This is a genomic window from Anaerostipes rhamnosivorans (assembly GCF_005280655.1).
GTDB lineage: Bacteria > Bacillota > Clostridia > Lachnospirales > Lachnospiraceae > Anaerostipes > Anaerostipes rhamnosivorans.
Genome location: NZ_CP040058.1, coordinates 1,159,120 through 1,171,399 on the forward strand (window position 1 = coordinate 1,159,120; position 12,280 = coordinate 1,171,399).

The window sequence follows — 12,280 nt, forward strand, 5'->3', positions numbered from 1 at the left end:
TTGCACATAATACTAGAATATGAAATAATAAGTCGTGCCTATATAGGGATGCCCTATTGGGTATGGCTTATTTTATTACGTTTAGTTTTATGGAAAGGAATACTTATTATGGAAGCTTTAAAATGGGCGGCCGCCGGAACAGGTTTTACGTTTTTGATGACTGCACTGGGCGCGGCCACTGTATTTTTCTTAAAAAGTGATATTCACGCAAATATGCAGAGGATTTTTCTTGGATTTGCAGCGGGAGTTATGATCGCGGCCTCCGTGTGGTCATTGCTGATCCCAGCCATCGAGGAGGCCAAAGCCAATGGGCAGATCGGCTGGATCCCGGCTGCCGGAGGTTTTGCGCTCGGAGGAGTTTTTTTGCTTTTGATGGACCGGCTGATGCCGCATCTGCATCTGGGGGAGAAAAATCCGGAAGGTCTTTCCTCATCCTTTAAACGCACCACGCTGCTTGTGCTGGCTGTCACCTTGCACAATATCCCGGAAGGTATGGCGGTAGGTGTGGCCTTTGCTGTGGCAAGCGGACACGGAGGCGTGGGATTCAGCGGCGCGGTAGCGTTAGCCGTTGGGATCGGGATTCAGAATTTTCCCGAGGGAGCAGCCATCTCACTGCCACTTAGAAGAGAAGGACTTTCCAGATTTAAGTCCTTTGTCTATGGAGCACTGTCAGGGATTGTGGAATTTATATTCGGTGTGCTGGCGGTTCTTGTGGCAGGAAGACTTGGCACCTATATGCCGTGGCTTTTATCTTTTGCGGCGGGAGCGATGATCTATGTGGTGGTGGAAGAGCTGATCCCGGAGGCCCATTTGGGAGAACATTCCCATACAGGGACATTGGGTGTTATGGCGGGATTTCTGATCATGATGATCTTGGATGTGGCTTTGGGATAGTCTGCATTGGCTTTTAGGAAAAGAGAAAATATCTCAGTGAGATATTGATTTATAGGGAATTTCAGAAAATCTTGTGAAATAAAAACAGGCGGGATTTTATCTCCCGCCTGTTTCTGTATATTCTTCCGGATCCACATCTATGGTATCCTTAAATACCTGCTCCACAAGATAGCAGTATTCATTATATTCATGGAATTCAGAGAATTCTTCGAAACATTCGATCATACTCTTGTAATACCAGCCCTGCATATTCTTATCTTTCATATTAAAACGCTGCCACAGCTCGTCCCCCAGAAGTTTATAATCTCGGGCAAGTGAGCGGACATTGGCCAGCTTGTCCCCCAGAGCGATAACTTTGGCGGGGCGTTTAGCCCGATGTTTTAAGAAATTGATCGTATGGCTCTTTCTTTCGATCCAGGACTTGCTTTTATCTTCACTTTCCATCAGGACATAATCCGCTACTTTATCCCCGAATTCCCTGCGAATATCTTCTCCGGTCACATCCCGGCAGTCTTCGATAACATCATGGAGAACCGCAGCGCACATCATCTCTTCATCTGGCGTGATACCGGCAACGATCGAGGCGACTTCCAGTGGATGGATCATAAATGGAATATTTGTTCCCTTACGCTTCTGGCCGGAATGGGCATTCGTTGCAAAGATAATTGCTTTTTCAAACATGGGTTTCTCCTTTTTTGCGGACAATTTTACATACTTATCATAAATCATTTTCACTTCTTGGTCAATGAAGGAATTTTCCACTTTGTTACTTTAAAGTGACGATGTGTTGACTTTTACCCAACAGCACGGTAAAATAAACCTTATCGTGTGAAGCACGCCCACCCGAAGGGTATGGAATACGGGATGCCCTGCGGGTGAACCTTATCGTGCGAAGCACGCTTACCCGAAGAGTATAAAATGCGGGTTATCATTTAATACAAGGAGATCTATATGTCAATAGAGACAAATTTTACAATCGGTTTTATTGGGCTTGGACTGATCGGCGGTTCCATAGCTAAGAATGTACGCCGTGTATTTCCTAATTACACGGTGATCGGATATGACACAGACAAAGAAGCGCTTAAGAAAGCAGTTGAGGAAGGAATTCTTGACCGGGCGGCCTCTGAGCTTAAAAGTGATTTTGCCGAGTGCAGCTATATCTTTTTGTGTGCACCGGTACAACATAATCTTCAGTTTTTGGAACAGCTGAAGCCATATATTAAAGAAGGCTGCATTCTGACAGATGTAGGCAGCGTCAAAGGCGGAATCCATAAAAAGGTCAAGGAACTTGATATGGAGTCCTGCTTTATCGGGGGACATCCTATGGTGGGATCGGAGAAAGCCGGATTTTCCTACAGCTCTGACCGTCTGATTGAAAATGCGTATTATTTTATTACGCCAACCGAGGAGGTTAGTGAAGAAAAGGTAAAGGAATTTACTGCTTTTATTGAGGAATTGGGGGCACTGACGATTTTGCTGGACGCCAAACGCCATGATGCATTCACGGCGGCCATCAGCCATGTTCCGCATATTATGGCAGCAGAACTTGTACATACAGTGAAGGATATGGACACGGAGGATGGTATATTAAAACAGCTGGCAGCAGGAGGATTTAAGGATATTACACGGATTGCATCCTCTTCTCCTGTCGTTTGGGAGCAGATCAGCCTTTCCAATAAGGAAAATATAAAAGAGATCCTTGAGCAGATCAAAGGCAGTATTGAGGGGATGATCGATGCCCTGGACAGGGATGACCACAGCTATTTAAACAAGTATTTCAAAGAGGCAGGGGAATACAGGGAAACGGTTCCTGACAGCGCTGTGGGACTGATGGAGAAATCCTACGAGATCTTTGTGGATATTCCGGATGAGCCGGGAACCTTGTCTACCACCACAACCCTGTTGGCGTTAAATAATATCAGTATTAAAAATATCGGTATTATCCATAACCGAGAGTTTGAAGAGGGAGTGCTAAAGATCATGCTCTATGATGATGTCTCAGCAAAACGCGCCAGGGAGATCCTGCAGGATAAAAATTACAGTGTATATGAAAGGAACTGACAATGAAACTTAGGAAAGTAAAAGGACTAAATGGCACCATAGCAATACCAGGAGATAAATCCATCAGCCACAGGGCAGTGATGTTCGGATCTCTGGCAAAAGGCACCACCCATATCACAAACTTTCTCTCAGGAGCCGACTGCCTTGCGACCATTGACTGTTTCAGGGCAATGGGAGTTGAGATTGAACAGGACGGGACCGAAGTCATAGTCCACGGAAACGGTCTCCATGGGCTGAAAAAACCGGAAAAGCAGCTGGATGTGGGAAACAGCGGCACCACCACCCGTCTGATTTCTGGTATATTAAGCGGGCAGGATTTTGATGTCACACTGTCAGGGGATGAGTCTTTAAATAAGCGTCCCATGGGACGGATCATGAAGCCCCTCTCAACGATGGGAGCGGACATTCAAAGTGTCAACGGTGACGGGTGCGCTCCGCTTAAAATCATCGGGAAGCCTTTGAAAGCCGTTCACTATGATTCACCGGTGGCATCTGCCCAGGTAAAATCCGCCGTTTTACTGGCAGGACTCTATGCGGACGGAAAGACCAGTGTCACAGAGCCTGCTTTGTCCAGAAATCATACGGAACTGATGCTTCAGTCTTTTGGAGTTCAGGTGTCATCCCAGGGAACTACCGCGGAGGTTACCCCGCCAGCAGAAATGACCGCTGCTGATATTGTTGTGCCGGGAGATATTTCTTCTGCTGCATTTTTTATCGCTGCAGGACTTGTGACTCCGGATTCCTGTATTACCTTAAAGCAGGTAGGGATCAATCCAACGAGAAATGGAATATTAAAGGTATGTGAAGCTATGGGGGCAGATCTCGTACTGTCCAATGTAAAAGATGACAGTGGAGAGCCTACGGCAGATATCACGGTAAAGACCAGCAATTTAAAAGGAACTGAGGTAGGCGGGGACTTGATTCCGGCATTGATCGATGAGATCCCGGTGATCGCTTTGATGGCTGCGTTTGCGCAGGGAGAGACGGTCATCAGGGATGCGGCAGAACTCAAAGTGAAAGAATCCAACCGGATTGACCTTACGGTAGACAATCTGGTCAAGATGGGTGTGGACGCAGAGGCAACAGAGGACGGGATGATCATCCGGGGCGGAAATCCGCTCAAAGGGGCATCCATCCACTGCAGATATGACCATCGGATTGCTATGACATTTTCCATTGCGGGGATTAACGCAGACGGAGAGACGGTGATCGAGGATGCAGAGTGCGTGGACGTATCATATCCAACCTTTTATGAACAGTTACAGATGCTGTCTGGACAATAAGATTCTCTCATTGACAAGCTGGAAAATTCTTCATACAATGGAGACAGCAGCGAACAAAACATGAGAGAAGCATATATGGGAAGGGAAGGATCGCAGAACATGAACGAGACAAGGGTGAGATTACTCCGTCTGACGGCATGGCTGGTTGCCAGCGCCATGTTTGTCAGTCTGAGCAGTGAAGCGGTGGTGCGGGCAGCACAGAGAAGAAACCAGGTTGCAAAGGTTCAGCCAAAGACCACGGTGACTGAGACAGCAAGACAGGCGAAAAAGACAACGGTATCAGGCGAATACAAGGCATTTTGGTTTTCTTTTTACGATTATGATGAGTACCGTGACGCCTATAAAAAGAACAACGCGGCAAACTTCAAAAAGTATTTTACCAAGGTGGTCAACAGAGGAAAAAGTCTTGGCATGAACCGTGTCATTGTACAGGTAAGACCGTTCGGCGATGCCATCTACAAGTCCAAGTATTTCCCTTGGTCCAAATACATCTCAGGAAAACAGGGCAGAAGTCCAGGATATGATCCGTTAAAGATCATGGTGTCCGTGGCTCATCAAAAGGGCATGGCCATCGAGGCATGGGTCAATCCATACCGGGTGACCAAAGGCAGTACCAATTACAATAAACTATCCAAGAACAATCCGGCCAGAAAATGGCATGCCAAAAAGTCAACCAGAAGGAATGTGTTATCCTACGGGGGAAACCTTTACTACAATCCCTCCAAAAAAGCAGTCCAGAATCTGATCGTTAATGGCGCCAAGGAAATCGTGCAGAAGTACGATGTGGACGGCATCCATATGGATGATTATTTCTACCCAAGTTTTACAAAAAAGAACGTAAAGAAAGCATTTGACGCAAAAGAGTACAATAAGTCTTCCTACAAAAAGAAGAAAAAAAGCATTTATACCTACCGCAGGGCCCAGGTCAATAATCTGGTCAAAAGGATGAAAAAGACCATTAAGAAGGTAGATCCGAATGTGACCTACGGCATCAGCCCGGCAGGAAATATCGACAACCTGACAAGCAAGTATTCATATTATGTGGATATTTATAAGTGGCTGAATTCCACGGCTTATGTGGATTATATCTGTCCACAAGTATATTGGGGATTCAAGCACCCAACCGCAGCCTTTGACAAGGTGACGAGACGCTGGGTAAAAGCAGCGAAAAAGAAGAAAGTTAAACTCTACATCGGAATCGGTGTTTACCGCGCAGGCCACAATGTGGGCCAGAACCGGGCGGAGAGAAAAGAGTGGAAGAGCGACACCAAGGTGCTGAAAAAGCAGGTGCAGTACGCAAGAAAGTACAAGGTGGACGGATTCGCATTCTTTGATTACCAGGATTTAAAGAGCAAAGCCAGCAGAAAGGCTGTGAACCAGCTGAAAACAGTCTTAAAATAAGAAACCAAAGAACCGCCAGGGTTCTGCAGATAAAGAAGCAGAACCCTGGCGGTTTTTGTATGAGTTATTCACCACTATTTCCGTCGCGCTTTTGAAATGCGCTCCTCCAATAGTGGTGAATAACTTTCGAAAAGTGCCTCCTTTTTGACAGAAGCCCTTCTCCAGCAGACATTACGTCCATTTTCACCAGTTCTCCGGCTTGCTGTCTCAAGGACGTAAGATTTTCTAACTTTCAGCAAAGCCTCTTCGGCGGCCCGTTCGGAACTCGCTGACGCGGGGGCAGCCTCACTGCGCAATGCGCACCGCCTACGAGTCTTTACTTCAAGAAGAAAAACTAACGTCCCTTCGAATGCAAGGCCTCCTTCCGACAATGAAGAAAAACTATCGTAGGATGGCACCTTCTGTTTAACTGTCATCCTTATCCAGCAGACACTACGTCCATGTTCTACATGATTGGAGTGAGGCATTCTAAGAGCCGAACGGAAATCATGTGGAACATGTCATACTTATATTTCTGCAATGAGCAGTTCTTTTAGATCATTTTGAATGCTTTCGGCATCTTCCTCCCGGATATTAGAATCAGTGATCAGCAGGTCAATATCTCGGATTGAGTTGCCCTGGAAGGCTTTGTGAAGGCCGATTTTAGAAGAATCAAGCATGAGAACCTTGTATCCTTCCATTTCGCAGATGATCCTGATTGTGCTCATCTGGATTTCATTTGCGCACTGCATTTCGTGATTGTTGTGATTGTGAAGACCCAATGCAGAAAAAAATATTTTTTCTGGGTAAATTCTTTTCATATTTTCCAGTGTCAGATTTCCGGTGAGGGAGTAGTTGGAGGTGGAGACCTCTCCTTCAAGAGCATAAACACGGGAAATATTAGGCCGTGGACCATAGTGAATGATTGCCAGATTTGGAGTAAAGACCGTTACATTTTTTGCAGTGATCTCTTTATAAAGCAAAAAACAAGTGGAGCCGGTATCAAGGTATACTGTGTCATTGTCGTTAATCAGCTTAGCTGCAGAACGTACAATGGCATTTTTTTCTTTCTCGTTCATCTTTTCGCGGATATTAAATTTTGTGATCCGGTCATCCGAAAGGGCACGGGCACCTCCATGGATGCGTTCGATGAGCTTTTGTTCATCTAAAGTAGAGAGATCACGGATCATCGTTGATTTTGAGACGTGGAATTCATCCAGCAGCTGTGTGATCGGTACATACTCATAGGTTTTAATATAAGATAATAAATCATTTAAACGTTTTTCTTTTTTTGTCATAAAACTTTCCTTTCTAAGCAAGAAATCCCAAGATATATAAGGATCAAAGTATAGATGATGTTAGTTCTATAGTAATGAAATGACACGAAAATGTCAATATCTTATTCAGAATGATATCTAAATATCAAAAAAATGAAGAATTTATTTAAAAATAGTTGACAAAGTACGACTGTGAAGGTAATATTGAGTTAAACAAGTCATTAAAATGACAAAAACATTTCAAAATTATGAAGTATAAGCATAATGGAGACATCAATGATAAAGAAATGAAACAATAGTATCAAAAAGATGGGAGGTGAATGTATGGCTAGAAAAATGAAAGCAATGGTTGCCTGTGGAAGTGGAATTGCGACTTCTACAGTTGCAGCAAACGCAATTCATGAAATATTTCAGGAATTGGAAATAGACGTAGAGATCATAAAAGGAACTGTGCCAGAAATTTCTGAAAAGGCAGATGAGATGGATATTGTGTTTGTGACAAACTGCTATCGGGAAGAGATACCATGTCCAGTGGTCAATGTGACAGCATTTCTGACCGGGATTAAAAAAGACAAAAAGATTGCAGAAATTAAAAACATCATTGTAAGTCTGAATGAAAAGATCAACGGGTAGGTTAAAAAACAAAGGAGGATTACATGGAACTGATTAATACAATAGTAAAGTTTATTTCAGATGTAGGAGCTTCTGCGATGCTGCCGTTTGTGATCGCAGTTCTGGGCCTTTATTTTAGGGTAGGGATTAAAAAAGCGGTTAGAAACGGACTGATGGTCGGAATTGGTTTTCTAGGCATCAATACAGCTCTGGGGATACTCACCAGCGCTATGGGAAATATCTCAGGATACTACCAAAGTCTTGGGAGCGGCTTTACAGTCATTGATGGCGGCTGGCCGGCACTGGGAGCAGCGGGCTGGTCTACTCCATTTGCGATGCTGGTGATCCCATTGGGATTTATCTTGAATTTCATCCTTGTAAGATTGAGGTTTACCAAAACATTAAACGTGGATCTTTGGAATTACTGGCATTTTCTTATCACTGCATGTATGGTCTATTATCCCATGAGACTGGGCGGCGCATCTATTTTTGCCGCGGGGCTTGCAGGGACGGTAGTCGCGCTTGTATGTTCGGTCATTGTGCTGAAAGTTGCCGATGCAACGGCAGACAGCTGGCAGGATTACTTTGGGCAGGAAGGAACAGCGGTTACCACACAATTTGCTATGGTAACGGCATACCCCATCGCTAAGATCACAAACTGGATCCTGGACCGGATCCCTAAAGTGAAAGATTCCAGATTAGACTTAAATACATTGAGTAAAAAACTGGGCATTTTCGGAGATACAGCTGTGATGAGTTTCGTGATTGGGATCATCCTATGTCTCATCACAAAACAGTCTGCGGCAAACACACTGACCATCAGTATTTCTATAGCAGGAGCAATTGTACTACTTCCGAAAATGGTAGCGGTACTGTTAGAAGGATTAGGCCCCATCGGACAGGCTGCCTCTGAATTTATGCAGAAAAAACTGGGAGACAAGTATGACATTAATATTGGAATGGATGTGGCACTGGGACTTGGAGACACTTGTGCGATCCAGACAGCCGTAATCATGATTCCAATTACCATAGCCTTAGGATTCATAGTTCCGGGAGTAAACTTCTTCCCGATCGGTTTGGTTGGAGGAATGGTCTATACAACAACAGTTTCTTCCTGGGCATCAAAAGGGAATGTACTGAAGACATTAATTTCAGCAGTGGTAGTCACAGTATATGAAATGATCGCTATGAGCTTTATGGCAGGATTGACGACGCTTGTTGTAAAAGCAGCGGGCACTATGGATTTGTCAGGCGGGACTCAGGTCGTAGGTACCGTCTGTGACACCATCTATAATGTGATCATTGCCATCATTGCAAAACTTGCAGGGTTGATTTAGGCAACAATTATTTATTGTATGCAGATAAATATTTATCAATAAACATTTAAATTTTAGGAGGTTAAGTTATGAGCGAAATTCCAGCAACAATGAAAGCAGCATTATGGTACGCACCTTTGGATGTAAGATTTGTGGATGTTCCGGTACCGGAGATTGATGATAAAGGTGTATTGATCAAGACAAAGGTTACGTTAACTTGCGGAACTGATGTGAAAACATATAAACGTGGATATCCAGGAGAAAAGCCGGGTGCGACTTTTGGACATGAAGTTTCAGGGGAAATCGTAAAGGTTGGAAAGGATGTAACTGGATTCAAGGTGGGAGACCGTGTGGTAACACACAATACAGCACCTTGTGGAAGCTGCTATTACTGTAAGATCGGCAGGAATGACGGAGAATGTGAATCTCTGGTGAGGATCAAAGGGGGACATTCCCAGTATGTGGCGGTGCCGGATCAGATCGTAAGAACGAATCTATTTCATATTCCGGAAGGAGTTCCTTACAAAGCGGCGGCATTGGTAGAGCCATTCTCCTGTGCAGTTTACGGCGCTGACATGACTCCTGTGCATTTTGGAGATTATGTAGTGATCTTAGGAGCAGGGCCAATTGGCCTTATGATCGCAATGCTGATGAAGAAAAAGGGAGCAAAGGTCATTCATGCAGACTATAGCGCAGAACGCCTGGAAGTCAGCAAATCGTTGGGAACTGATATTGTATTTGATCTGAACGGTGTGGAAGATCCGGTGAAAGAGATCAGGGCTTTGACTCCGGATGGAAGAGGCGCAGATTCTGCCATCGATGCTTCCGGGCAGCCTGCGGCATGGGAAAATGCAATTAATATTGTAAGGAAAGCCGGGTTTGTCAACCTGTTTGGAGGATGTAAAGCGGGAACAACGATCACCGTTGATACGCACAGAATCCACTATGACGGAGTGACCTTGACAGGCTTCTATCATACCACACCAAGACATGTACAGATGGCGGTTGACATGATCATCAACGGAGAGATTCCGGTGGATACCTTTGTTACTGGTGAATATCCTTGGGAACAGCTGATTGATGCCGTAGAAGCACACGGAAGACAGGAAGGGATCAAAAATGCGATCAACTGGGATTAGAAAAGGAGGAAAATGATGTCTGAAGCATTAAAGAGAGCAAAGGCTCAAGTTGTCCGTGCCTGTAAGATCATTTCAGGAAATGGTTATGTTCTTGGAACAGCGGGAAACGTATCTTCCATTGTAGAAGGGGAAAACCTGTTTGTCATCACGCCATCTAGTTATCCTTATCAAATCATGGAGGAAAAGGATCTGGTTGTGGCGGATCTGGATGGAAATATTGTAGAAGGGGATAAGAAACCGTCGATTGAGTTTACCATGCACCGGGGCATTTACCTGGAAAGAAGAGATGTAAAAGCAATCGTCCATTCGCATTCTCCGTATGCCACCACAGCGGCCAGTGTAGAAGGGATCACCCACATTCCGGCAGTTGATATAGAAGCGGCCTTCGGCCTGGGAGGTGATATGGAGATTGCTGGCTTCGCCCCTCCGGGGAGCCCCGAACTGGCAGAATTTGCAAGACAGGCAATCGGAGAAAAAGGCGGTGTCCTGCTGGCAAACCATGGAGCCATCGGCGTAGGGAAAAATATGGATGAGGCGCTGCTGGCCAGTGACAACATTGAAAGAAACTGCAGGATGTTTTTAAACATTATCTCTGTGGGAAAAGTAAAACCTATGCCAGCAGATTTTATGGAGTTTTCTTCTTCCATTTTTAAAGAAGTCAGCGGTATTTCAAAATAGGGAAATACATAGAATGAGGAATGCTTATGATAGAAAATGTGTTTGTGATAGAAGGAGATGCAGGAAACAAGGAAGAGGCGCTTATGCTTACCTTCCAAAAATTATACGGGGAGGGCTGCGTGGAAAACAGCTTCTATGAAGGCTGTATCCAGAGAGAAAAAAAGTTCCCTACAGGATTGGAAACTGAGATTCCGGTGGCGATTCCCCATACAGACTCCATTCATGTGAAGTCTCCGGCAGTCTGTGTATTAAAACTGAAAAGACCGGTAGCTTTCTCTCTGATGGAGGATGATTCCAGGCAGATCAAAGTGGATTTTGTATTTAATATGGCACTGAAATCAAATGACGACCAGCTGGGGATGCTGAATAAAATCATTGGTACCGTCCAAAATGGGGAATTCCTTCAAAAAGCAAAAACCATGTCCTGTGAGGAGCTGGAAGCTGTGCTTGGCAGCGAGTGGATCAAATAGGAAAGGAGAATCATGGATAATTTTACATTCTACGGTCCCACGAAGTTTTGTTTTGGAAAAAATTCTGAACGAGAACTTGGAACTTTGCTAAACTGGATCCAGTCCAGGAAAGTTATGATCTTTCATATGAGCGGACCAGAATTAAGATCAGGAATTCTTGAAAGAGTAAAGGAGACTCTGGATAGAGAAGGAATTGATTATATTGAAATGGGCGGTGTAAAGGCAAATCCAAGGCTTGATTATGCCTTGGAGTGCATAGAAACAGCAAAAAGGGAAAAGGTTGATTCTGTTCTTGCCATAGGTGGCGGAAGCTGTATTGACACGGCCAAAGCCACTGCAGCAGGAGCTTTATGTGAAGACGACTTCTGGTCCCATTTTAAACAGAATATTCCTTTCACCAAAGCGCTTCCCATTGGAGCCATCGTTACCATAGCGGCATCCGGGAGTGAAGGGTCTGAGGCATGCCTGTTAAAAGATGAAGAACGTAATATAAAAGTTGGCCTGCACAGCGAAGTGTTCCGGCCAACGTATGCCATCGAGAATCCGGAGCTTACCTACAGTCTCCCATCATATCAGACGGCGTGCGGGATCACAGATATCATGATGCATGTCATTGAACGTTATTTTACAAATACAAGAGGAACAGAACTTACCGACCAGCTAAGTGAAGGAGTGCTGCGGACGATGATCAAGTACGGTCCAATAGCATTGAGAGAACCGGATCATTATGAAGCAAGGGCAGAGATCATGTGGGCAGGAGTCATCGCCCATAATGATATCTGTGGAGTCGGAAGAGAAATTGATCTGGCAAGCCATATGATACAGGATGTGATCGGAGGATTGTATGATTCTGCCCATGGGGCAGGACTTGCAACCGTGTGCCCGGCGTGGATGAAGTATGTATATACACATGATATCCCAAGGTTTGTGCGGTATGCGACAGAAGTATGGAACGTGAGTAATGATCCGTTTGACCAGGAAGCCGTGGCTTTGGAAGGAATCAAAAGAACCAAAGAGTTCTTCCAGTCCCTTGGCATGCCGGTGACATTGGAGGAACTTGGTGTCAATGAAAAAGATATGGACTTTCTATGTGGAGGCCGGCTGGTAGGACATTTTGTAGAACTTGAGGAAAAGGATATCAGAAACATTTACGAGCTTGCAAAAGGGTAA

The 12,280-nt window shown here is 44.7% G+C and carries 12 protein-coding genes; 10 read left to right on the forward strand and 2 right to left on the reverse strand.

Annotated features, from left to right (window positions below; genetic code table 11):
• Positions 1-108 precede the first annotated feature (108 nt).
• Positions 109-894 carry a ZIP family metal transporter gene (locus AR1Y2_RS05670; RefSeq protein ID WP_137328105.1) on the forward strand — a complete coding sequence of 262 codons (786 nt, stop codon included), beginning with the start codon at positions 109-111 and terminating at the stop codon, positions 892-894.
• A 96-nt stretch (positions 895-990) separates the two neighbouring features.
• Here the strand turns inward: AR1Y2_RS05670 and AR1Y2_RS05675 are convergent, their stop codons facing one another.
• Complete coding sequence (locus AR1Y2_RS05675) at positions 991-1,575, reverse strand: HD domain-containing protein (protein ID WP_137328106.1); 585 nt, start codon at positions 1,573-1,575, stop codon at positions 991-993.
• A 270-nt stretch (positions 1,576-1,845) separates the two neighbouring features.
• Here AR1Y2_RS05675 and AR1Y2_RS05680 point away from each other — a divergent pair, with 270 nt between their 5' ends.
• The 3 genes from AR1Y2_RS05680 to AR1Y2_RS05690 all read left to right on the forward strand — a co-directional run bounded on the left by AR1Y2_RS05680 (position 1,846) and on the right by AR1Y2_RS05690 (position 5,639).
• Positions 1,846-2,955: a prephenate dehydrogenase/arogenate dehydrogenase family protein gene (locus tag AR1Y2_RS05680; RefSeq protein WP_137328107.1), complete on the forward strand. Its 1,110-nt coding sequence runs from the start codon at positions 1,846-1,848 to the stop codon at positions 2,953-2,955.
• A 2-nt stretch (positions 2,956-2,957) separates the two neighbouring features.
• Positions 2,958-4,238: a 3-phosphoshikimate 1-carboxyvinyltransferase gene (gene aroA, locus AR1Y2_RS05685; protein WP_137328108.1), complete on the forward strand. Its 1,281-nt coding sequence runs from the start codon at positions 2,958-2,960 to the stop codon at positions 4,236-4,238.
• A 99-nt stretch (positions 4,239-4,337) separates the two neighbouring features.
• Positions 4,338-5,639 carry a glycoside hydrolase family 10 protein gene (locus AR1Y2_RS05690; RefSeq protein ID WP_243118869.1) on the forward strand — a complete coding sequence of 434 codons (1,302 nt, stop codon included), beginning with the start codon at positions 4,338-4,340 and terminating at the stop codon, positions 5,637-5,639.
• Positions 5,640-6,145: 506 nt separating this feature from the next.
• Here the strand turns inward: AR1Y2_RS05690 and AR1Y2_RS05695 are convergent.
• Positions 6,146-6,916, reverse strand: coding sequence for a DeoR/GlpR family DNA-binding transcription regulator (locus AR1Y2_RS05695; RefSeq protein ID WP_137328110.1), 771 nt, complete (start codon positions 6,914-6,916; stop codon positions 6,146-6,148).
• A gap of 303 nt (positions 6,917-7,219) precedes the next feature.
• Here AR1Y2_RS05695 and AR1Y2_RS05700 point away from each other — a divergent pair, with 303 nt between their 5' ends.
• The 6 genes from AR1Y2_RS05700 (at position 7,220) to AR1Y2_RS05725 (ending at position 12,280) form a co-directional block, all read left to right on the forward strand.
• Entirely contained in the window at positions 7,220-7,528 is a 309-nt protein-coding gene (locus tag AR1Y2_RS05700) for a PTS sugar transporter subunit IIB (protein ID WP_137328111.1), read from the forward strand.
• 23 nt (positions 7,529-7,551) lie between these two features.
• Positions 7,552-8,844 carry a PTS transporter subunit IIC gene (locus AR1Y2_RS05705; RefSeq protein ID WP_137328112.1) on the forward strand — a complete coding sequence of 431 codons (1,293 nt, stop codon included), beginning with the start codon at positions 7,552-7,554 and terminating at the stop codon, positions 8,842-8,844.
• Positions 8,845-8,912: 68 nt separating this feature from the next.
• The gene (locus tag AR1Y2_RS05710) at positions 8,913-9,962 is read left to right on the forward strand and encodes an alcohol dehydrogenase catalytic domain-containing protein (protein WP_137328113.1); all 1,050 of its coding nucleotides are present in this window, start codon (positions 8,913-8,915) and stop codon (positions 9,960-9,962) included.
• Between the two features lie 12 nt (positions 9,963-9,974).
• Positions 9,975-10,640, forward strand: coding sequence for a class II aldolase/adducin family protein (locus AR1Y2_RS05715; RefSeq protein ID WP_243118870.1), 666 nt, complete (start codon positions 9,975-9,977; stop codon positions 10,638-10,640).
• Positions 10,641-10,666: 26 nt separating this feature from the next.
• Positions 10,667-11,110 carry a PTS sugar transporter subunit IIA gene (locus AR1Y2_RS05720; RefSeq protein WP_137328115.1) on the forward strand — a complete coding sequence of 148 codons (444 nt, stop codon included), beginning with the start codon at positions 10,667-10,669 and terminating at the stop codon, positions 11,108-11,110.
• 12 nt (positions 11,111-11,122) lie between these two features.
• Complete coding sequence (locus AR1Y2_RS05725; RefSeq protein ID WP_137328116.1) at positions 11,123-12,280, forward strand: iron-containing alcohol dehydrogenase; 1,158 nt, start codon at positions 11,123-11,125, stop codon at positions 12,278-12,280.

Excerpts from the sequence above, each read along its gene's own strand:
- AR1Y2_RS05670 (WP_137328105.1), top strand. The coding sequence starts at position 109 with ATGGAAGCTTTAAAATGGGCGGCCGCCGGAACAGGTTTTACGTTTTTG.
- AR1Y2_RS05675 (WP_137328106.1), bottom strand. The coding sequence starts at position 1,575 with ATGTTTGAAAAAGCAATTATCTTTGCAACGAATGCCCATTCCGGCCAG.
- AR1Y2_RS05680 (WP_137328107.1), top strand. The coding sequence starts at position 1,846 with ATGTCAATAGAGACAAATTTTACAATCGGTTTTATTGGGCTTGGACTG.
- aroA (WP_137328108.1), top strand. The coding sequence starts at position 2,958 with ATGAAACTTAGGAAAGTAAAAGGACTAAATGGCACCATAGCAATACCA.
- AR1Y2_RS05690 (WP_243118869.1), top strand. The coding sequence starts at position 4,338 with ATGAACGAGACAAGGGTGAGATTACTCCGTCTGACGGCATGGCTGGTT.
- AR1Y2_RS05695 (WP_137328110.1), bottom strand. The coding sequence starts at position 6,916 with ATGACAAAAAAAGAAAAACGTTTAAATGATTTATTATCTTATATTAAA.
- AR1Y2_RS05700 (WP_137328111.1), top strand. The coding sequence starts at position 7,220 with ATGGCTAGAAAAATGAAAGCAATGGTTGCCTGTGGAAGTGGAATTGCG.
- AR1Y2_RS05705 (WP_137328112.1), top strand. The coding sequence starts at position 7,552 with ATGGAACTGATTAATACAATAGTAAAGTTTATTTCAGATGTAGGAGCT.
- AR1Y2_RS05710 (WP_137328113.1), top strand. The coding sequence starts at position 8,913 with ATGAGCGAAATTCCAGCAACAATGAAAGCAGCATTATGGTACGCACCT.
- AR1Y2_RS05715 (WP_243118870.1), top strand. The coding sequence starts at position 9,975 with ATGATGTCTGAAGCATTAAAGAGAGCAAAGGCTCAAGTTGTCCGTGCC.
- AR1Y2_RS05720 (WP_137328115.1), top strand. The coding sequence starts at position 10,667 with ATGATAGAAAATGTGTTTGTGATAGAAGGAGATGCAGGAAACAAGGAA.
- AR1Y2_RS05725 (WP_137328116.1), top strand. The coding sequence starts at position 11,123 with ATGGATAATTTTACATTCTACGGTCCCACGAAGTTTTGTTTTGGAAAA.